Annotated in this window: 17 protein-coding genes; 4 read left to right on the plus strand and 13 right to left on the minus strand. The window is 67.0% G+C overall.

Annotated elements, in window-relative coordinates; translation table 11 throughout:
• Positions 1 to 83: 83 nt before the first annotated feature.
• From MQP27_RS05995 to MQP27_RS06015, 5 genes are all read right to left on the minus strand, one after another.
• Positions 84 to 1,724, minus strand: coding sequence for a sodium:solute symporter family transporter (locus tag MQP27_RS05995; RefSeq protein ID WP_242761957.1), 1,641 nt, complete (start codon positions 1,722 to 1,724; stop codon positions 84 to 86).
• The gene (locus MQP27_RS06000; protein WP_242761959.1) at positions 1,721 to 1,969 is read right to left on the minus strand and encodes a hypothetical protein; all 249 of its coding nucleotides are present in this window, start codon (positions 1,967 to 1,969) and stop codon (positions 1,721 to 1,723) included. Before MQP27_RS06000 ends, MQP27_RS05995 begins: the two co-directional genes overlap by 4 nt.
• Before the next feature lie 596 nt (positions 1,970 to 2,565).
• Complete coding sequence (locus MQP27_RS06005) at positions 2,566 to 4,761, minus strand: ATP-binding SpoIIE family protein phosphatase (RefSeq protein ID WP_242761961.1); 2,196 nt, start codon at positions 4,759 to 4,761, stop codon at positions 2,566 to 2,568.
• Between the two features lie 179 nt (positions 4,762 to 4,940).
• On the minus strand, positions 4,941 to 5,555 hold the full coding sequence (locus MQP27_RS06010; RefSeq protein WP_242761964.1) for a TetR/AcrR family transcriptional regulator: 615 nt from the start codon (positions 5,553 to 5,555) through the stop codon (positions 4,941 to 4,943).
• A gap of 460 nt (positions 5,556 to 6,015) precedes the next feature.
• Positions 6,016 to 6,660 carry a TetR/AcrR family transcriptional regulator gene (locus tag MQP27_RS06015; protein WP_242761966.1) on the minus strand — a complete coding sequence of 215 codons (645 nt, stop codon included), beginning with the start codon at positions 6,658 to 6,660 and terminating at the stop codon, positions 6,016 to 6,018.
• 199 nt (positions 6,661 to 6,859) lie between these two features.
• On the opposite strand from MQP27_RS06015, the gene MQP27_RS06020 reads away from it, so the two are divergent.
• Positions 6,860 to 7,777 (plus strand): 3-hydroxybutyryl-CoA dehydrogenase, encoded by a 918-nt coding sequence (locus MQP27_RS06020; protein ID WP_278195737.1) that lies wholly within the window; start codon positions 6,860 to 6,862, stop codon positions 7,775 to 7,777.
• A 116-nt stretch (positions 7,778 to 7,893) separates the two neighbouring features.
• Here the strand turns inward: MQP27_RS06020 and MQP27_RS06025 are convergent, their stop codons facing one another.
• From MQP27_RS06025 to MQP27_RS06060, 8 genes are all read right to left on the minus strand, one after another.
• The gene (locus tag MQP27_RS06025; protein WP_242761968.1) at positions 7,894 to 8,865 is read right to left on the minus strand and encodes a hypothetical protein; all 972 of its coding nucleotides are present in this window, start codon (positions 8,863 to 8,865) and stop codon (positions 7,894 to 7,896) included.
• Positions 8,866 to 9,532: 667 nt separating this feature from the next.
• Positions 9,533 to 10,483, minus strand: coding sequence for an NmrA/HSCARG family protein (locus MQP27_RS06030; RefSeq protein WP_242761970.1), 951 nt, complete (start codon positions 10,481 to 10,483; stop codon positions 9,533 to 9,535).
• A 186-nt stretch (positions 10,484 to 10,669) separates the two neighbouring features.
• A complete protein-coding gene (locus tag MQP27_RS06035) occupies positions 10,670 to 12,433 on the minus strand; it encodes an FAD-dependent monooxygenase (protein ID WP_242761973.1) in 1,764 nt (587 codons plus the stop codon).
• Positions 12,434 to 12,486: 53 nt separating this feature from the next.
• Positions 12,487 to 12,825 (minus strand): DoxX family protein, encoded by a 339-nt coding sequence (locus MQP27_RS06040; protein ID WP_242761975.1) that lies wholly within the window; start codon positions 12,823 to 12,825, stop codon positions 12,487 to 12,489.
• 1 nt (position 12,826) lies between these two features.
• Positions 12,827 to 14,740 (minus strand): acyl-CoA synthetase, encoded by a 1,914-nt coding sequence (locus tag MQP27_RS06045; protein ID WP_242761977.1) that lies wholly within the window; start codon positions 14,738 to 14,740, stop codon positions 12,827 to 12,829.
• Entirely contained in the window at positions 14,737 to 15,138 is a 402-nt protein-coding gene (locus MQP27_RS06050; protein ID WP_242761979.1) for a hypothetical protein, read from the minus strand. Before MQP27_RS06050 ends, MQP27_RS06045 begins: the two co-directional genes overlap by 4 nt.
• 23 nt (positions 15,139 to 15,161) lie before the next feature.
• Entirely contained in the window at positions 15,162 to 16,100 is a 939-nt protein-coding gene (locus tag MQP27_RS06055) for a fumarylacetoacetate hydrolase family protein (RefSeq protein ID WP_242761981.1), read from the minus strand.
• On the minus strand, positions 16,097 to 17,263 hold the full coding sequence (locus MQP27_RS06060; protein WP_242761990.1) for a VOC family protein: 1,167 nt from the start codon (positions 17,261 to 17,263) through the stop codon (positions 16,097 to 16,099). Before MQP27_RS06060 ends, MQP27_RS06055 begins: the two co-directional genes overlap by 4 nt.
• A gap of 131 nt (positions 17,264 to 17,394) precedes the next feature.
• Between MQP27_RS06060 and MQP27_RS06065 the strand changes: the two genes are divergently transcribed.
• From MQP27_RS06065 to MQP27_RS06075, 3 genes are all read left to right on the plus strand, one after another.
• Positions 17,395 to 18,060 (plus strand): TetR/AcrR family transcriptional regulator, encoded by a 666-nt coding sequence (locus MQP27_RS06065; RefSeq protein ID WP_242761991.1) that lies wholly within the window; start codon positions 17,395 to 17,397, stop codon positions 18,058 to 18,060.
• A 92-nt stretch (positions 18,061 to 18,152) separates the two neighbouring features.
• Entirely contained in the window at positions 18,153 to 18,791 is a 639-nt protein-coding gene (locus MQP27_RS06070; protein ID WP_242761994.1) for a TetR/AcrR family transcriptional regulator, read from the plus strand.
• A complete protein-coding gene (locus MQP27_RS06075; protein ID WP_242761995.1) occupies positions 18,782 to 19,432 on the plus strand; it encodes a TetR/AcrR family transcriptional regulator in 651 nt (216 codons plus the stop codon). The genes MQP27_RS06070 and MQP27_RS06075 overlap by 10 nt, the downstream gene beginning before the upstream one ends.
• The last annotated feature ends 72 nt before the right edge of the window (positions 19,433 to 19,504 follow it).

A 19,504-nucleotide genomic window follows, 5' to 3' on the forward strand; every position in this document is an offset into this window, starting at 1 on the left:
GGGCGCATCCAGGTAGCACTTCGTAAGCGCACCTGCAGCCAACGAGACAACGCCGGTTCAGCGCCGGAACATCTGCCCGTTCCTCATGGGGTCAGTTCCTTGCCTGTCAGGCTCTTGTATTCGATGTTCCGGAAGTCACATTCTGGATTTTCCGGTGGCGTGACACTACCGAGCCAACCGAGGACAAACGCCGCTGGCACGGAAACAATTCCCGGACTCTGAAGCGGGTACCAATCGAAATGTACGTCCGGCCACAACGCGAAGGCGGTGCCGGAAATAGTTGGCGAGAAAGCTGTGAGAATGAGACAGATTGCGAGGCCGCCGTATACCGACCACAACATCCCTCGCTGATTGAAACGACGCCAGAAGAACGAGTAGATCAGTGCCGGGAAAATACATGACGCGGCAACACTCAGTGAAAAAGTGGCCAGGAACTCCATCGGGTACCGATGAGTAACGGCTGACAAAGAAAGACCCGAGATACCCACGAACACAGCTGTCCGGCGCACTCTGCGCACTTCCCTTCCGCGAGTCCCGAAATGTTCTCCCTTTTGTCGCGTGACCCCTCGCGCAGAAGCGTCATGCGTCAGCGAGACAGCGGCAGCGAAGGTCGCACTGGCCACTGTGGTGAGGACAGCGAGGAACACGACACAGGCCACGACGGTGATGAGGGCAACACGCGCCGCCGAACCGTCATCGAGCACACCGGCAGCCAACGAGATGAAGGAAGACTGCCCGGAGACGTCGACCGCATAGAGGCTCTTACCCCCTACCACGGCGGAAGCCGCAAACCCGGCAGCGATCAGCAATATGACGAAGGCACCGACGAGTCCTACAGCGATGCTCATGGAACGTCTCGCCGCGCGTCCGGTCTGCGAGGCGTTGACACGCAGGATCATCTGAGGCAGCACGGCCGCCCCGAGAATCACTACTATGTGGTTGCCGAGGGTGTTCAACGGTCCGAAGGCCTCGGTGTACGGCCAGAGCCCGGGGGCAAGATAATCGTCCGGTGCGACACTCCGCTCGATCGCAGCGGAAAGGAAGCGTCCGGGATCCCAGGAGAACTCGCCAAGAGTCAGGAACACTACCGCCGCAAGGGCCGCCAAGGTGACGGGCACTTTCACCACGTGAATGAAGCTCGTACCCCGGAGGCCACCGACCACGGCGAGACAGGTGACGAGACCTCCCATCAGCACCGTACAGAGCACCTGGGCCTCAGCGCTCGGCAGCCCTATCAGGAAGGCGACGCTGACACCGGCGGCTCGCAGCTGGACCAAGAGCACCGGAATCGTGATGACCAACGTCACCAAGTTTGCGGCAATCCGAGGTCGCACCCCTGATGCACGCAGGGCGAAAATGTCACCGAGAGTATAGCGACCGCTATTGCGTATCCTTTGGGCCAGGATCAGCATCACGCCGAGTGTCAGCAAGCCATCGACGGCAAAGGTGACTCCGTCATAGCCGAAAAGAGCAACAACCCCGGAAGCTCCCAACAGGGTTAGAACCGAAATGTGCTCGCCCGCCATAGCGAACCCGTTAAACACCGGAGACAGCGAGCGGTTGGCGACGAAGAGCTTTTCCGGAGTGTCCTCCTCCACCGCTGCAAGCATGAGGAGCCACAGGAGAGTCGCACCGACGAAGACCATGAAGGCCATGATCACCGGTCGCCTGGCATCCGACCCGACCTGGTCGAATACGCCCGCGCTCAGGAAATCGAGTGTCACCACTTCACCTGCGAGAGATCGGAGTTCAGGGACACCTCGACGGGATCACACAACCGTTGGGAACGCAGCTCGAACAGCCAAGCGGTGATGACAAAGAGGCATATCTGCAGGAGTCCCCACACCATGCCCAGGGTAAGACGGCGATACAGGAAGATCGCTGGAATGTCGGTGAACGAGGAGAGCAGACTGCCGACGACGAGAGGAACCACGTTGACCACGAGCAACGTGCGCTGAACACGGCGCATGGCTTCTCGGAGATGTTCAGCGCCTGGCGGCAGCGGAACATCACGCGGGCTGTGGGATGCCGGTTGGGGACCGGAAGGTACCGGCTTGACAGAAGGATGCACGGAAGCCTCTGAGCAGTGCGGGGACGGGCACATACGGAGCGCGCCCGCATACGCGCAGTTCGTCATCGGGTAAGGGACGAGCCATTCGCATCCGCCGTCACCCGGCACATTGTGTGGTGCATCGGGTGCGGCGGTGAATGCGGACACAGGCCTGGGTACAGATCCGCAGGCCGAAACAAGCCCTCCCCTACAGCGTGCCTACGCTTGAGCCGCCGTGGGTGCAGGGCCGGGTGAGCAGTAGGAGCATCACCGATAGCGGGTTGATGTGTCAACCGACTGTACGATGCCCCTCACCCTGAGCAATACCGGATCACGGCGTGGGGACCGGAGACGCGGCCGTCACAGTCAGGGCAGGACAGGTCGCACCGCGCCTCCGGAGCCGGGCCAGAACTCGACGGCATGAACCCAGGGCACATCGAGAAACCGGATACAACAGGACACCTTAGGCCAGACCTGTTGATGCATCAACTAGATGCGCTTGGAGGCGGGACACCTCAGCGCTGGGCCGTATCGACGTCCGGATCCAGGAGCTCGGCAAAATTCCACGCCGAGAAGCCGGACGTCTCGTTCAGCTCGGCCCAGACGGTTTTGCCCCCGCGGGCGTGCCGCGTGCCCCACCGCTGGGCGAACTGGGCAACGAGGAGGAGTCCGCGACCACCCTCATCGAAGACTCGGGCCCGGCGCAGATGCGGGGTGGTGCTGCCGGCGTCGGAGACTTCACAGGTGAGCGTGCCGTCATGGATCAGGCGCAACCGGATGGGGGGTCGACCGTAGCGGATCGCATTGGTGACCAGTTCGCTGACCACCAACGCGGCGGTGAAGTCGAGTTCCTCCCTCCCCCAAACGGTAAGCTGCCCAGACACGCGTGAGCGAGCCCACGACACCACCGAGGGGTCGGGGTCCAGATCCCAGGTGGCGACCTGATCGCCACCTAGCGCGTGGGTACGGGCCAGAAGAAGGGCTACATCGTCGCCCGGGCCGACAGGCAGCAGCGCATCGAGCAGCATGTCGCACGTGGCTTCAAGCGAGGCGTTGGGCTGGGCCAGCGTGTTGCGCAACAGCCTGAGCCCCTCGTCGACATCACGATCGCGGGCCTCGATCAGTCCATCGGTGTAGAGGGCCAGAAGACTCTCTTCGGGCAGGTCGAGTTCCATCGCCTCGAACGGCAGGCCCCCCAGCCCCAACGGAGGGCCCGGTGGCAGGTCGAGGATCTCGACGGTGCCGTCCCGACTGACCATCGCAGGCTGCACATGCCCCGCGCGCGCCATGGAACAGCTCCTCAAGACCGGGTCGTACACCGCGTACAGGCAGGTGGCACCGATGTCCCCGGCAGCTCCTTCGCCGAAGCTCATGGATGCGTCGGCCGCGAGACGGAGCACGACGTCGTCCAGGTGTGTGAGCAGTTCGTCGGGCGGCAGGTCGATGTCGGCCAACGTACGCACCGCCGTTCGGAGTCGGCCCATGGTGGCGGCGGCGTGGATCCCGTGGCCGACCACATCTCCGACGACCAGCGCGACGCGTGCTCCGGAGAGCGGGATGACGTCGAACCAGTCGCCGCCCACCCCGACCCGCGCCTCGGCTGGCAGATAGCGACAGGCGACTTCTACGGCGGACTGCTCTGGCGCCTGCTGCGGCAGCAGACTCCGCTGCAGGGCAAGTGACGTGGCTCGCGCACTCGTGTAGCGGCTGGCGTTGTCCACGGCCACGGCGGCCCTGGCTACGACCTCATGGGCGAGCAGGAGGTCGTCCTCGTCGAAGGGATCGGGATTGCAGTGACGCGAGAACTGCGCGACGCCCAGGATGGATCCCCGCGCGCACAGAGGGACGATCAGCATCGAATGGACGGGGTGCATATCGGTGCTGCAGCCGACGTCCTCGTGCAGCGGTGGACCAGCGTCGAGGTGATGGCGAGCGGATTGGCCGGTGGCCAGGGCACTCGCCTGAGGCGATCCCTCCTCGTAGGTGAACGTCTCCTGCCGCACAGGCGTCAGATTCGGGTCGCGGTCGACCACGGACCGCTCAGCGACCCGGCGCAGCACGACCGCATCCGGCACCGGCACATCACCTTCGGGGAGCGCTGAGTCCAGCAGGTCGACGGTGATGAGGTCCGAGAAGTCCTCAGTAGCGAGGTTCGCTAGTTCCTGAGCCGTTCGAGTGATGTCGAGGGTGGTGCCGATGCGCATGCTGGCGTCGCTCACCGCCGCCAGCCGACGGCGCACTCGGCGCTCGTGTTCCTCCTGGTACGCGACGACACCCTGCGCTGCCGTGCATTCGACGTAGCTGGTCATCATCGCGAGCGCCTCGCGCATCGCCGCGCTGATCAGCTCAGCGTCGGTTGTGAACCCGGGCATCTGGCGTAGCAGTCCGTCGAGTACGACGCCTTCTCCCAGCCGGAAGGCCCGGAGCAGCACGCTCACCGGCGCTCCGTGGCGGGCCAGGAGACGTGTGCGCCCGAGGTCCATGTCCGGTGGCTCGATGCCAGCCGGCCCGACACCCCGTTCGAGGCCGGCCAATACAGCGTCTATATGGTCGGCGACGGCGTCCGAGGTCATGCGGGCAATCTCCGGGGCGTCCCAGAGTTCGGGCACCCCGCGCCGCAGCGTCAGCTCCACGTCGTGGATCAGACCGATGATGTGCGATCTGAGCTCACCCGCGGCATGCGACACAAGACTGTCCGCTGTGAAGTCCACCCTGACGACGTTACGCCTCGTCGCCGGATGCGCATGGCTGGCAGTCCCGGCGACTTCGGAGTGCCGGTCGCAGGGCCATCAGGCACCTGGTTTCGCCACCGTCTGGTCGGGTCCGCTGCGGGACGCTCAGCCTGTGACCGGGCCGGACAAGGAGCGGCGGGCCCGACAAGACGGACCACTCAGAGCGCGGGCAGTTCGGGCAGCTGAGCCTCGGCGATTGCCCGGGCTTCCTCATGAGGCACGCCCAGGGCGCACAGGACGAGTTCGGCAGCGCCGGCGCCGGCCTCCCGCCAGCCCTGGTGTCCCTCCAGGACCATCCACATCGCGCTGACGACAGTGCCCGTCATCAGCGAGGCGATGCTCAGCTTCAAGCCTGAGGCAAAGGGGTAGCGGCCGGCCTCGATCCCTGCCTCGATGTCATGCATCGGCGCACCGCTCAGTACCTCGCGCAGCGACTCGTCGGTCAGGCCGAACCGGATGAGGAATCTACCCATCGCGGCGTCGTAGTGCGCCTGGCGTACAAGCATGCGAATGGCCGTGGCCAGTCTCAGTGGCGGATCGGTCTGGCCATGAGCCGTCATGGCGCGGGCGTTGGCGTCGTGGATGTCGCGGGCGAGCTGGGCGCTGACGTGGTCGAAGAGCTGCTCGACGGATTCGACGTTGCGATACAGCGTCCCTCGGGCGACACCGGCCGCGGTGGCCAGCTCGCTCACGGTCAGTTCCGTAGTCCCCCGCTCGGCGAAGAGCCTCATCGCCGCGGCGTTGATCCGCTTCCGCGTCGCATTCACCGGCATCCTCTTCCTTGGTTCCGTCGCCACGCTGCACGACGTTACCCAAACAGATCAAGAAGGGCTCTCACGGAACATTCTCAGGTCCGGTTGAACAATTGCGTTCAGCGAGTCGCGTGTGTGGTGAAGGACTGCAGGTCAAATGGGCTGGTGTGCGCGGGTTGCAGTGCGCTCATGCTGGTCGGCGGCCGGTGTCCATGGTGAAGATCGTCTGACCGGTTGGTTGGGTCGGTTCTCAGGGGCTGCTGTGCCTGGCAGGAGGGTCTCCATACGATCCGTCGGCGCCGGAGCGAGCTGGACGCGTTGGCCGCGGGGCATGCGGTGCTGCTGATCCCGCACCGCGGCGAGATCAGGGGTGGGCGAGACACCGCAACCCGCACATACCAGTCCACTTGACCTGCAGTCCTTCACGATGGACACGACTCGATGCGGGGGAGACCAGCCCCGCTGGTCGACAGAAGCCCGATCAGCGGTTGCGCAAGCCGTCGAGGATCAGGTCGGCGACGAGGTTCGCATGGTCGGTCACAGCCTGAGGGTCCTGGGGATCTCCGGGGCCGATGCGGCGAGCCAATCCGATCAGGCCGTAAGGGGCGCTGGCCCCGTGGGCGATGAGGAAGTACAAGGTGCGCAGGGAAACAGGAGCGATGGCACCCTCGCCCATCAGGCGGCGCATCGGAGCTGTCGTGGCAGCGAGCAGCGGGTCCACATGACGCTCGTAGAGATACTGGAGTCGGGGAGTCTCCGCGACACCCTCGACGGTCAGCAGGCGCAGGACCTCGGGCCGGCGGGCGTTGACCCGCACGAAGCGCACGATGACGCGGCGGAACTGTTCCCAGGGCCCGCCAGAAGTGTCTTCCAGCTCTGAGCGCAACTCGGCCGCGATGGCCCCGAACGCCCGGTCGACGGCTGCGAACCAGAGTTTCTCCTTGGAGCCGAAGCGCTGGTGGATCAGATTGTGACTCACGCCCAGTTGCCGGTTCAGTGCGGCGACCGACGCCCCGTCGTACCCCTTGTCCGCGAACATCTGCAGGGCCGCGCCCAGGATCTCGTCGAGTGTGGCCGGGGCCAGGTCGGCAGGGGGTCGGCCGATCCGCGGCGTCGAGTTGGTCATAGAGGCCGAGTCTAGGCGTGCCTCGCCGTACTGGATGTTGACTAGCATCAATTTAAAGTTGATACTCATCAACATCGGCTCTGCAGGCCGCGGCCCCGCAGACGGCCCACTCTCCGGTTCCGGGCGCCCGGGTCGGCGCACGCGCCCGGAACCGGGCTCGGCCTCGCCGTCTCATCGACCCCCAGGAAGGCAATCAGTCATGGCTGCATCGACGGCCGGCTCTCCGGCCATGTCTCCCACTGTCGACGCCACGGTCGACGACATCCGCCGCGTGGGCGTCGTCGGCGCCGGCCTCATGGGGAGCGGCATCGCCGAGGTCTGCGCCCGTGCGGGCCTGGATGTGCTGGTCACCGAGACCGGACAGGCAGCGGCCGAATCCGGTCGTCGGCGCATCGCCACCTCCCTGGACCGGGGCCTGCGCAGCGGCAAGCTCGACGAGGTGGAGCGCGACCAAGCGCTGAAGCAGATCTGCTTCACCACGGATCTGGCGGATCTGGCCGACCGCGACCTGGTGATCGAAGCAGTGGCGGAGGACGAACGAGTCAAGACGGAGGTATTCGCCGTTCTCGACGCAGTGGTTACACGCCGCGACGCGATTCTCGCTTCTAACACGTCGTCCATACCGATCATGAAGTTGGGGATGGCAACCGAGCGACCGAAGCAGGTCGTCGGCGTCCACTTCTTCAACCCGGTCCCGGTGCTGGGCCTCGTGGAACTGGTGCCTTCTCTTCTGACAAGCGATCGGACACGCGAACGCATCGAGCACTTCGTCACCGACGTGCTCGGCAAGCAGGTCATCGGTTCCCAGGACCGGGCGGGCTTCGTGGTCAACGCCCTGCTTGTGCCCTACCTGCTCTCAGCCATCCGCATGCTCGAATCCGGCTTCGCGTCCGCTGACGACATCGACGACGGGATGATCCTGGGATGCGCCCACCCCATGGGCCCGCTGCGCCTGGCAGACCTGGTCGGCCTCGACACTCTCAAGGCCATCGCAGACTCGATGTACGAGGAGTTCAAGGAACCTCTTCACTCTCCGCCCGCGCTGCTGCTGCGGATGGTGGACGCGGGCCTGCTGGGCAGAAAGGCCGGTCGCGGCTTCTACGACTACTCCCACTGAGCAGCCCCCTCTGGTCAACGGTGGATCAGGCACGCGGTGTTGCAGTCCTTGTCCAACACCGCGTGGTGACTCCCATGTCCTCCTGCTCGGCCGAGGTGTTGTCGCTGTTCAGGCTGCTACTGGGCTACGCAGTCGGCCGTCCATTCGCGCACCGGATCGTCCGTCTTGCGCCAGCCGCAGCTGTGCCGCGTATAGGTGCTGTCCGTCCAATGGAACTCACCCATCGCCGCGGCAACGCTCGTCGAACCGAGGATCGAGGCCATCTGGCTGCCGGGGGCGGCGTCGATACGCCCGACGGCCGCTCCCGGCCGGAGGCCCTCGAAGGTGGCCTCGACTTTGACGGTGCCGTGCTTGTCCTCGAGCCAGATGTCCGTGCCGATCAGGTTCGTTCCCGCCGGCTGGATGTTCTGTGCCACGGCCCGCATCCTGAAAGGCGACAGGACGGGCGAGCGGGCCTCGAAGCGGAACGACGGGTCGAGGAGACCGAGGAGAGGATTGAACGACCAGGTCATGTTCCGGGTGTAGAGGACATCGGTCAGCGGTCCGGCTTCGTCGCCGGGGGTCATGCCGAGCCAGTTGACCGCGGCCTCGTTGTCCTGTGCCCAGAAGAGCATGTACTGGTCGATCGACTGAGGGTCCCCAAGACCGAGCCCGGGCAGGTCCGCGGGGCCGCCGTCGGGATCCTCGATGGCCAACGCCATGTTGCCCTCGACGGTCGGCGCCGTCTGCCCGTCCGGCCCCTTCCGCTCGCATCGCGCCGAGCGCACGATCGCCAGAGCCGTCCCAGGCGCGGGCTCGAGCAGCTCGAAGTGCGACGGCAGGTACGGGCGCGCACGCTCCGCCGCGACGGGAACGAACGCCAGGAGGTCGTGACACGCGTCGTTGTGGAAGCGGGGAGCGTCGTCCGCCGCGGCTGGCGTGGGGTTGACGAACATCGCACCGAGCAGAAGGGCCGCTGCGCCGCACCACCGCACGCCGCGTGCCGCTCTGCCCGGTCGCGGGCGCGTCGGACCACGCCGCGCCACAACATCCGGAAGCTCGGCAGGGACGTGGTCCTGGGTCACGACGGTTTCGGGGGCATCAGGCATGTTGTTCCTCCTTGGGATATCGAGCGCCGACGATCGTGAGCGGGAATGCGTCGTGAGTGCCCTCGCGCCATGGGCGCGATCACGGAACCGCATCCCGGTCCCGAGCGATGCGGCATATTGCACAGCAGTGTTCAATTCGCGTCAACTATGTGACGCATAGAACATCAGTGTTCTGGAATACCTGAGAGGGATGGACAGTTTTCTGCACTCTGACAAGGCGAGACACTTCACACCCGTCCTGGTGCAGCCCCTTGCCACGCGCGAGTGAAATCCATGCCGGACAAGCCACGCTGACAGCACGCCAGAGGTACGGCACACCCAACCCGACGGCGCTTGCTGAGGAGTTGGCGTGACCGCCGATCCTTTGTCACGTAGCAGGCTCCGTCGCCCGGACCTCCCTGAGCAGTCCTGGACAAGTAGGTGCCGTTCGCCGCCCACGCCCCAGCCGGGCACGGGCGCACTGCAGAGACAGGAGCCGACGCACGAAGGTCCGGCCGGCTCGCCGGCAATCGCTCCGGCCCGACTCCCCTCTACATCACCACGCCGGTTACGACCTGTTCGCAGACGTAGTCAATGGATGCCGCCTTCCCGAATGTTGAGTGCAAGACTCCGCATGGACCTACAGCCCCCTGGGCTGGTGGCCGCTCAACCGGAAGGGCGCCCCCGTTCAACCCACCAGGAGATTCCTGGCGTTCCCGGCCAGCCAGGCCTCGAAGTTCTTGAGTTCAGGGTTGAGTTGTCGCAACTGATCCAGGTCCCGGGCACCGGTGAACTGCCGATCGAAGTCGCCGTAGAACTGGAACATGTTGCCGATCTCTTCGCCTGCCGGGATGCCTAGGGCACGGAAGACGTCGTACGGCACAGGCTGGAAGCGCACCGGCTCGCCGAGCGCAGCCGACATCTTCTCCGCGTACTGCGCACCGGTCAGGTGGTCGCCGGCCAGACTCACCGTCTTGCCGATGTACCGTTCTCCGGCCTTCAGGATGGCGTAGGCCGTCCGACCGATGTCCGCCACGTCCACACCGGCGAGAAGTTTCCCGTCTTCAAGGGGCAGCGACAGCGTCAGCACGCCGTCCTCGGCGCGCACTGGGCCGAGGCCCTGCAGGAAGCCTTGGAAGAAGTAGGTGGTCCTCAGGAAGGTGGTGGGCACGTGGGCCTTCCTGAACAGTTCGTCCCCCTCACCCTTCGCATCGAAGTGGGGCACGTTGTACTTGCCCTGCAGGACAGGCATCCGGTCATCGTCGATCGGCAGGAGTGCACGGGTGTCCTCCAGCGTCGACCAGACGACGTGCCGCAGTCCCGCGCCGTCGGCGGCCCGGACCAGGACGTCGATCTCCTCCGATTCCTTGGCTGCTGAGCCGTGCGCCCAGAAGTTGGTGACGAGGAAGGCGCCGTAGGCGCCCTTAAGCGCGCTGTGCACGGTCGGCTCGTCATGGAAGTCCGCCCGCACGACCTCGGCCCCGAACCGGGCGAGTTCCCTGGCGGCGGGCGAGTCCGGATTCCGGGTGAGCGCGCGAACGGCGAACCCGGCGCGGGAATCAGCGAGAATCGCTCGCACGACACCGCCGCCCTGCGCGCCTGTCGCTCCCGCGACCGCGATGATCTTCTTGTCGCTCATGACAGTTCTACCTCTCCATGGAGAATCACGGATGACGCACCACCCATCGCACACATAAGTTGATGCATCATCTATTCGGCGATGAGTCACGTACGCCGAAATGGACCGAAACCGTGGGCGCCGGCGCACCCTCAATACACCGGCGCCCACTCACCCCCTGTCCGGGGTGGCTTTACTCGGAGCGGCTCAGTTGTGGGCGCCCCGGATCCGGTCCATGACGCGCACTGGCTCCAGCGGAGCGGTGTCTCCACGCCAGGCGACGTGCTGGTCAGGGCGGATGAGAACGAGGTCGCGCTCGTACAGCGCACGCGCGTGTGCGTCGCGCACGTCGACGACCTCCAGCGGCACGCCCCGCTCGGCGGCGGCGCCGGTGAGCGCGGTGACGTCTTGGTCGGCGAACCGCAGCAGGGTGAATCCACGGTGGTGGAAGAGGTCGAACAGAGCCCGTCCGTCCTGGAGGAGAACGCTCGGTGGGCGGGCCCCCGGCCAGGTGCTGGGGGTGTACTCGTCCATCGTCTGGCGCGGGGGCCGGCTTGCGGTCTCATGACACATGACGGGTGAGGTGTCGTAGCGATAGCCGAGTTCGATGCCGAGGGCCTCGTTCTCCAGGTTCCCCAGGTCGCTGATCTCCCGCCCGAGCCGCATGCGGGCACGGGCCCCGACCCAGCGTTCGCTGTGGACGTCGGTCCGGTACGCGGCCTTGACCGCTCCCCGTATGGCACTGTGCCGGGCGGCGGCTGTGCGGTTGCGCAGCGCCACCCCTCGCCGCTCGTGTTCGTAGGCGCGCAGCAGACCGGGGGTGCCCCAGCCCTGGAGCACTGCGGCAAGTGCCCAGCCGAGCCCGATCGCGTCGCCGACACCGGTGTTCATTCCGTAGCCCCCGGTGGGGGGCACCTGGTGCACGGCGTCGCCGGCGAGCCATACCCGGCCGCTGCCGTACGCGTCGGCCACGGTGAGGCGCGGTGTCCAGGCGTTGGCCACCAGGACGTTCATCTCGAAGCGGCGCCCGATGCGTTCGTAGACGAACTCGCGGGGGTCGATGCGGTCGGCGTCGATGCCCACGCCGAGCGGGGCGTGCAGGGTAAAGGTGTCACCGTCGTTCTGGGAGATCACCGTCCAGCCCTCCGGCGACTGGAGGTGCCAGACGTTTCCGAATCGCCGGAAGATCTCGGGTTCGGGCGTCGTGAAATGCACGAGGTAGATGCGGCCGTCCATCGGCCGCTCCCCCGTCGCTCTGAAGGAGCGGGCCAGCATCGCCGCGGTGCGCGGAAGTCCGAGTTCCTTGATGAGCATGCGGCGCAGATCGGTCTCGTCCAGGCCGATGCCGAGCTGTCTGCGGGTGCGGCTGCCGGCGCCGTCGCATCCGGCGAGATACTGCGCCCGGACCGTACGCCGACGGCTGCCGTCCGCGGACACCAGGTGGGCGGTGACCCCTTCGGCGTCCTGCTCGAAGCTCTCCAGCCCCCAGCCGTACTGCACCCTGACATGTTTCGAGCGGGCCTCCAGCACGTCCCTCAGCGCCGGCTCCAGGATGACCTGGGATACCCGCATCCACGGTTCCAGCGGGAGGGTGCCGTCGTTGCGCTCACGGATCGTCTCGCGCAACTCATCGACACTGGGATAGTCGAAGGAGGCGAGCTTCCACCCCACCGCGCTCGTCGCCCACGTCACGCTGGTGGGCTGATCGGCCGGGATGGCGATCTTGCGGAGCTCGTCGGCGACTCCGAGCCGCCGGTACAGCTCCATGCTGCGCCCGTTGGTGACGTCCATCTTCGGGTGCCGAGTCGTGGAGAGGTTCCTCTCCACGAGCAGGGCCTCCACGCCGTGATGTTCGAGTTCCATGGCCAGCGTCAGGCCGACCGGTCCCGCACCGACCACCAGCACCGACGTTCTCTCGACCGTCTCGGCTTCGGGTGCCTGCCCCCGTTTCGGGGGTGCCTGCTTGCTCATCTTGCGGCCCATTTCTCGTACGACGGTGTACGACTGTCTTCTACGACGATGATCTAGAGGAGGACGACCAGGTAGCCCGCCACAAGGGCAGCCGAGACAACCGCCGGCGCCACGCCGAGCAGTCGGTCCCCGGCACGCAGGTGCGCCACGGCCGCACCGGCGAGCAGCAGCAGGAACCCCGCTGCGGCGGCGACGCCGACACCAGTGACCGCCCATCCGACGAACAGGCCGATCACACCCGTGAGTTCGAGCAGACCGATGACCCGGTAGGCGCCGACGCTGAACCCGACATGAGCCGCTCGCTCGGCCATCGCAGGGATGGCCACGACCTTTGTGGCGCCTAGCAGTCCGAACCAGACGGCCAGGACGAGGGTGAGGATGGTGAGTGACATGTCAGGCGTCTCCTGGCTGCTGTGTGACGATGCGGCAGGGCACGGTGTAATCGGCCACCCTGCGTTCCACTTCGGCTGTGGTGAGGGCCGACGCCGAGGCGCGCAGCGTCACCGTGGCCGTCACCGAACCGGATTCGGCCTCGGCGATGACCTGCTCGACGTCGTTGATGTCCCGCAGGGCGTCGGCCAGCACACGGCGTGTGGCATCGGCGCGGAGCGGAAGCTTGTACGGCTTGCCCACGGCGGTGAGGGGCAGGGTGTCCAGGACGCGGACCGCCTTGGGAGCGGCTGCCGCCTCGCTGACGTGTGCGGCGGCCCAGGCGCGGAGTTCGTCCTCCGTGACACCGCGGTCGGCGACGGTCACGTACGCCACCGGCACCTCACCCGACCGACGGTCCGGCTGGCCCACCGCCTGTGCTCCGGTAACCGCGGGGTGCGTGAGCAGGGCGTCCTCGATCACCCGGGGATCCATGTTGTGGCCCCCGCGGATGATGAGGTCCTTCGCCCGCCCGGTGAGGTGGAGAAAGCCCTCCTTGTCGAGGTAGCCCAGGTCGCCGGTGTCGAGCCAGCCGTCGACGACCTTTCCCAGGCTGTCGATGTGGTACCCATGCTCGTCACGGCCCTGGACGTAGCCGGGAAAGACGGTGGGGCCACTGATGAGGACCGTGCCCACCTCGCCGGCCGGAAGCCCGGCGGGCAGGAACCCCGACACGGCGTCGACGTCGACGATCTTGATGTGCTGGTACGGCATCCGCTGCCCGACCGAGCCGGGCCGTCGCACGTCCAGGAAGCCGCGGACGCTGGCGCACGTCGCCTCGGTCAGTCCGTACCCTTCGAGGAGCGGGATCCCGGTCGCCGCCTCGAAGCTGTTCCGTACGCCCTCCGGGAGCGCGGAGGCGCCGACGACCGCGAAGCGCATCGAGCTGATGTCGGCTCCGTCGACCGGACATGTGGCCAGGGCCGCGTAGACGGTCGGCACGGCGCTCATCGTGGCGACGCGGTAGTGCTCGACGATGCGCCAGAAGTCTTTGAACAGCGAGATGTCGCGGTAGCCCAGCGGGCCCGCCCACACCACCTGCTGTCCTTTCAGCAGCGGTGAGAGGAGCGTGACCACGAGGGCGTTGACGTGGAACAGCGGCAACGCGGCGAAGACGACCGAGTCCTCGTCCGCCGCGGTGTTGGCGCCGATCATCCAGGCGTCGCTGACCTCGTTGGTGTGGGTGTGCGCCGCGAGTTTCGGCAGTCCGGTGGTACCACCGGTGTGGAAGACGGCCGCGATGTCGTCGGCGGTGGGCGCTGTCCCGAGGAACTCCTCACCGGGGAACGGCGCCGCCGCTTCGGACACGTAGCCGACCACGACACCCTCGACGGACGGCAGGGGCGGTGCCGCGCCGTCCGCTCCGGTGGGCCGCAGGGCGAGCAGGGCACGCACCGCTCCGCCGCGCGCCAGCTCAAGGGCCGCCGCCCACAGCGCCTCGTCGAGTTCGGGGCCGGCGGCCACCAGAACCCGGGCGCCCGAGAGCCGCAGCAGCTCCCGCACGTGGGCCGGGTTCAGCGCGCCGTTGACGGGGGCCGCGACACCGGCGGCTTGGGCCGCCAGCGTCGCTACGATCAGCTCCTGGCAGTTGGGGGACAGGAGCGCGACGGCGTCCTCGCGCCGGACTCCCAGGCCGTAGAAGAGGTTCGCGACACGGTTGACCTGGGCGTGGAGCTCGGCGAACGTCACCATGACGGGCTCGCGCCAGCGGGCGGCCTCGGGCAACACGACGACGGCCGTGCGCTCCGGCCAAAGGTCGGCGGCGCGGCTCAGCACGTCGTACGTCGTGGCGGGCACGCCCCGGGCGGCCAGAGGCACCGCTTCGATCGCGGCCAGGTCCTCGGGGCGGTCGTAACGGTCGGGCCAGAGCTCGGTCACAGTGATGCCTTCCGGTAGCCGTACCAGGCCCACGTCGCGTTGAGCGCGTCCCAGGCGCCGAAGACCAGCAGTCCGGCCGGCAGCCAGTCCGCGATCACGATGACGGTGGCGAAGCAGAAGAAGAGGTAGCGCGAGTAGATGCACCAGCGCACGAAGGCCGCGGGCAGGTCACGGGCCATCGGGAAGTAGACGAGGCCGAGGTTGAGGATCAGGGCTCCGAAGACACGGATCCAGTTGTCCTCGATGTCGGGGAAGCCGAACAGACCGATGAGCTGGTTCGGCACCAGGAAGAGCAGTGCCCCGACGGTCATCATGTAGCAGCCCCAGACCCTCAGGGACAGGCGCAGCGGTTTCGGGTCGCCCTGGGCGGTCTGTGCGGTGTGTGCAGTCGTCGACATGGTGTTTCCTTCGGTGCTGCCGCTCAGGTGAACCGAACGACGGTGTGCTGGGTTCCGAGGTCGATGGCGCCGTCGTCGGTGGCGACTCCGGCCTCGATGACGTCACCGTCATGGAGGTAGCGCGGGTTGCCGGCCTGGCGCTTGAAGAAGGTCTTCCACTTCAGGTGAGCGGGCAGGAGCGAGGCGATGAACTGCACCACCTTCGGCGGAGCGCTGAGTGCGGTCCCGATGGGCGTACCGGTGAGGAGCAGATCGCCTGCGTCGAGGCGCTGGAAGCGGGTGAGAGCCCGCAGTGCCTCAAGCGGCTGGAACACCATGTCCCCGGCGACCAGCGCGTCCTGACGGACCTCCCCGTTGACTTTGAGACGAAGCCTGAGGTCGGTGAACCGCTTGAGCTCGTCGGCGTCGAGAAGGACGAGTTCAGGTCCGACGGGGGTGAACGTCGGATAGGACTTGGCCTCGAAGAACTGGGTCTTGGGCAGCTGCACGTCGCGGGCGCTGACGTCGTTCGTGACCACCAGGCCCGCGACGTAGTCCGCGATGTTCTCCGCCATGATCCTCGTGCCGACCGGCATCGACCGGCCGAAGACGATGCCGATCTCGACCTCGTAGTCGAGGAACTGGACGTGGGCCGGCTTGACGACGTCGTCGAACGGTCCGGAGATCGAGCCCGACGTCTTGCGGAAGAACGTCAGCGGCACGGTGTCGGGGTTCATGCCGGCGTCCGCGATGTGCGACCGGAAGTTGGTCATCTGAGCGACGACCCGGCACGGCGCGGTGACGGGCGAGATGAGACCGAGGCGCTCGACAGGGACCGTCCCCTCGCTCGCCGCGGCCCTGGCGATCGCCGCACGGTCGGCGAGGAGCTCTCCGGTGGTGGCGGCACTCGTTTCGATCTTCGCCGCGCCGGTGGGCGTACGCACCCACCATGCGTCGTTGGTACGCAGGACGGAAATGCTCATGAGGTAGCCACTTTCAGCAGGCCGCGCAGGCGCGACAGGTCGAACTCGTTGTCTTCACGGAGAGCGGTCACCATCGAGCGCAGCTCGCGCAGGGACTCCCGGCCGGGGCTGATGCCCAGGAAGTCCTTGGTGGCGGGAGGGCCCCACTGCGCCAGGCGGGATGCCGTCATCGGCGCCCAGCCGGGCTCCAGGGTGCTGTCGAACATGTCACCGTCGGTGAAGTGCTCGACGAGGAAGCCGTCGGGGTCGCGCCAGTAGTCGAAGATCTGGCTGCCCTGGTTGTGCCGGCCGATGCCCCAGGAGCGGAAGTACCCCTGATCGAGCAGGTACTGGCCGCCGGCCGCCAGTGCGTCGAGGTCGGTCACCTCGTAGGCCGAGTGGACGTAGCGGTTGGACGGCCCCAGGGTCAGGGCCAGGGTGTGGTGGTCGGTCAGGGTGCCGCCCCGGTCGCAGCGGACGAAGCTCATGGTCGGGCCGCGTTCGCGCTGCCCCTCGTAATAGAGGAAGTCACTGACGATGAGGCCGAGGTGCTCCAGGTACCAGTTCAGCGTCCCCATGTAGGTCGTCGACTGCAGAACCACATGCCCCAGGCGCCTGACGCCCGCCGGCTCGCGGGGCGGCCGCTGGATGCCGTTGATCCGGTCGAGCTCGCCGCCGAAGTTGAAGCGCAGCGGCTCCTGCGCCGAGAGGGCGGGGAGCTCATCCGTGTCGGCGACGACCCGGACCCGTAGTCCGTTGGGGTCGAGCAGATCCACGACAGAACCGCCCAGCGTCTCGGGCAGGGCCTGCACCCGGGTACCAAGGGTGTCGCCGAGCCGCAGCAGATCGCGGGTGTCGGCGGCGCGGAAGGCCGGGCCGAGGAACCGCGACCTGCGCCCCTTGCGGATAATCACACACGGGGCCCCCGCCTGTGTCCCCCGCAGATGCAGTTCGCGCCCGTCACGGTATGACGTGACGAAGCCGAACGCCCGGCCGAAGGCCTCGGCCCGGTCCAGGTCGGGCTTGAAGAACTCCAGCCACGCGATGTCGTGAACCTTGATCACCGGGTTCGCCGCCCGGCCCGGATGCTCCCCGGCCAGGGCGCCCCGCTCGGAGTGCAGGTCATTGTGCGTGCCGTGATGGCCGTCGTGCGTACCGGCTCCGGCGCTGGGGTGAACAGCCATGGTCACCACCTCCTGAAGAAATATTCACTAACGAAGCTGACGTCAGTCAATAGAACTGAAGAAATATTCAAGAAACAAGTCTCAGCGGCTAGAGTGCAGACAGAGCACGTACGGGTGGGATGGAGGACGCGATGGCCGACAAGAGCGTGGCCGAGAAGAGCGCACCCCGGCGCATCGACCGGCGCCGGGCACGGACACGACAGGCACTGGTGTGCGCGGCCCAGCGCATGCTGGCCGAGGGACGGACCGACGTCCCCATCCTGGAGATCACCGAACTCGCCGACATAGGAGTCGGTTCCTTCTACAACCACTTCGACAGCAAGGAGGAGCTCTTCCGCGTCGCGGTCGAGGAGGCACTGGAGTGGTGGGGTTCCCTCATGGACCGTCTCACGGCCGATGTCGACGATCCCGCGGTCTCGTACGCGCAGAGCTTCCGCATGACGGGCCGCCTGCACCGCCGCCACCAGGAGCTGAGCAAGGTCCTCCTCAATCACGGGCTTGAGCTGGCCCACTCCAACCGGGGCCTGGCTCCACGCGCCCTCAACGACATCCGTGCCGCGGTGGACGCCGGACGATTCGAGGTGGAGGACCTGGACCTCGCGCTGGCGATGACGGCGGGCGCCGCGCTGGCGCTGGGCGCACTGCTGCACGCGCAACCGGACCGGGACGACGGCAAGTCCGCGGATCGGGTCGCCCTCGGCCTGCTGCTCCAGTTCGGCATGCCCGCCGAGGAGGCCGAGCGGATCTGCTCGCTCGGCCTGCCGGATTTCGATCTTGTCGACACGATGGTCGGCTGAACGAAGCGCCCGCCGGACCGGCAGGCGCCGGCGTCACCCCGGCGGCGATCGGCGGTCGGCCCACCGTCTGCACGAACTGGAGATACACAGCTATGACCAGGGGGAATACGGACCGCAAGCAACGCGCCAACGGCGCGGAGTCCCGTCGTCGCATTCTCGATGCCGCGGTGGAGATCGCGGGTGAGCGCGGCTACGACGGCACGTCCATCGCGGCCGTGAGCGCCAAGTGCGGACTACCCGCGAGCTCGATCTACTGGCACTTCAGGGACAAGGACGACCTGATCGCGGCAGTGATCGAACGCGGCTTCAAGAGCTGGCTCGCGGCCGTCGCACTGCCTGGAGAGGAGACCGGGACACCACTGGAGCGGGTCACCGCCATGGCCACGAACGTGGCGAAGGCGCTCGCCGACTCACCGGATTTCCTGCGCCTCGGCCTCATGCTCGCCCTCGAACGCCGTCCCACCGAGCCTCGCGGCCGAACCGTGTTCCTGCAGGTCCGCGAGATCGCCCACCGGAGAACCGTCGATGTGGTCAGGACTCTCTTCCCCGACCTGGACGACGACGCCTCCGAGACGCTGACCACCTACGCCATCGCCGGCGCCGACGGCCTGTTCACACACCGGGAGATCACCGGTGACACCGTCGACCTGGTGGCGTTGTTCGAGCTGCATGCGCGACTGGTCTACGACGCGGCGACCCGCATGGCGGAGAGGGCACAACCATGCAGCTGACCGATCCTCCGAGTCACACACCGAGGCGCAGCATCGCACGCTCGAATCGCGCACGGATTCTCGCGACCGCCCGGGAGGAGCTTCGGGACAACCCTGACGCGACTCTGGACCACATCGCTCAGGCGGCCGGCGTCGTGCGACGCACTGTTTACGGGCACTTCCCAGGCCGGCATGAACTGATCACCGCCCTGACACAGGAAGCCGGGCAGGCACTTGAGCAAGCGTTCACGGAGGCCAGGGCTCCCGGCGCCGATCCGGTGGAGGCGATGGCACGGATGGTTCTGGCCGCCTGGGCGGTGGGCGACGAGTACCGCATGCTCATCTCGTTGGGGCGCCGCCACCTCGGCGAGGACGCCCTGCGCCTCGCACTGGCGCCCGCCCGGGAAGAGGCCACGTCCATTTTGAAGCGTGGTCAGGATGAGGGCGTCTTCGACGACCGGGTCCCCGCACCCGTCCTGGCCCTGGGACTGGAAGCACTGATGCTGACCCTCGCCGAGGCACACGCCACATCTGTGTGGACGGATCCCACCGGCGAGGCTGCGACGGCCGCCTTTCTCGTCGCCGCCGGCGTGTCTCCGGACATGGCCACGCTGCGCGTCCGGGGCGTCGTGCACGAGTCGGCGGAGCGCCGACGATCTTGACGGCGCTCCGCTGCGAGATCCCGGGTTCCGTCGCCCCCAGCCGGTGACGCTTCCTCGGTGAATGCCGGAAGG

This window comes from Streptomyces cylindrosporus, from assembly GCF_022698165.1.
GTDB classification, from domain to species: domain Bacteria; phylum Actinomycetota; class Actinomycetes; order Streptomycetales; family Streptomycetaceae; genus Streptomyces; species Streptomyces cylindrosporus.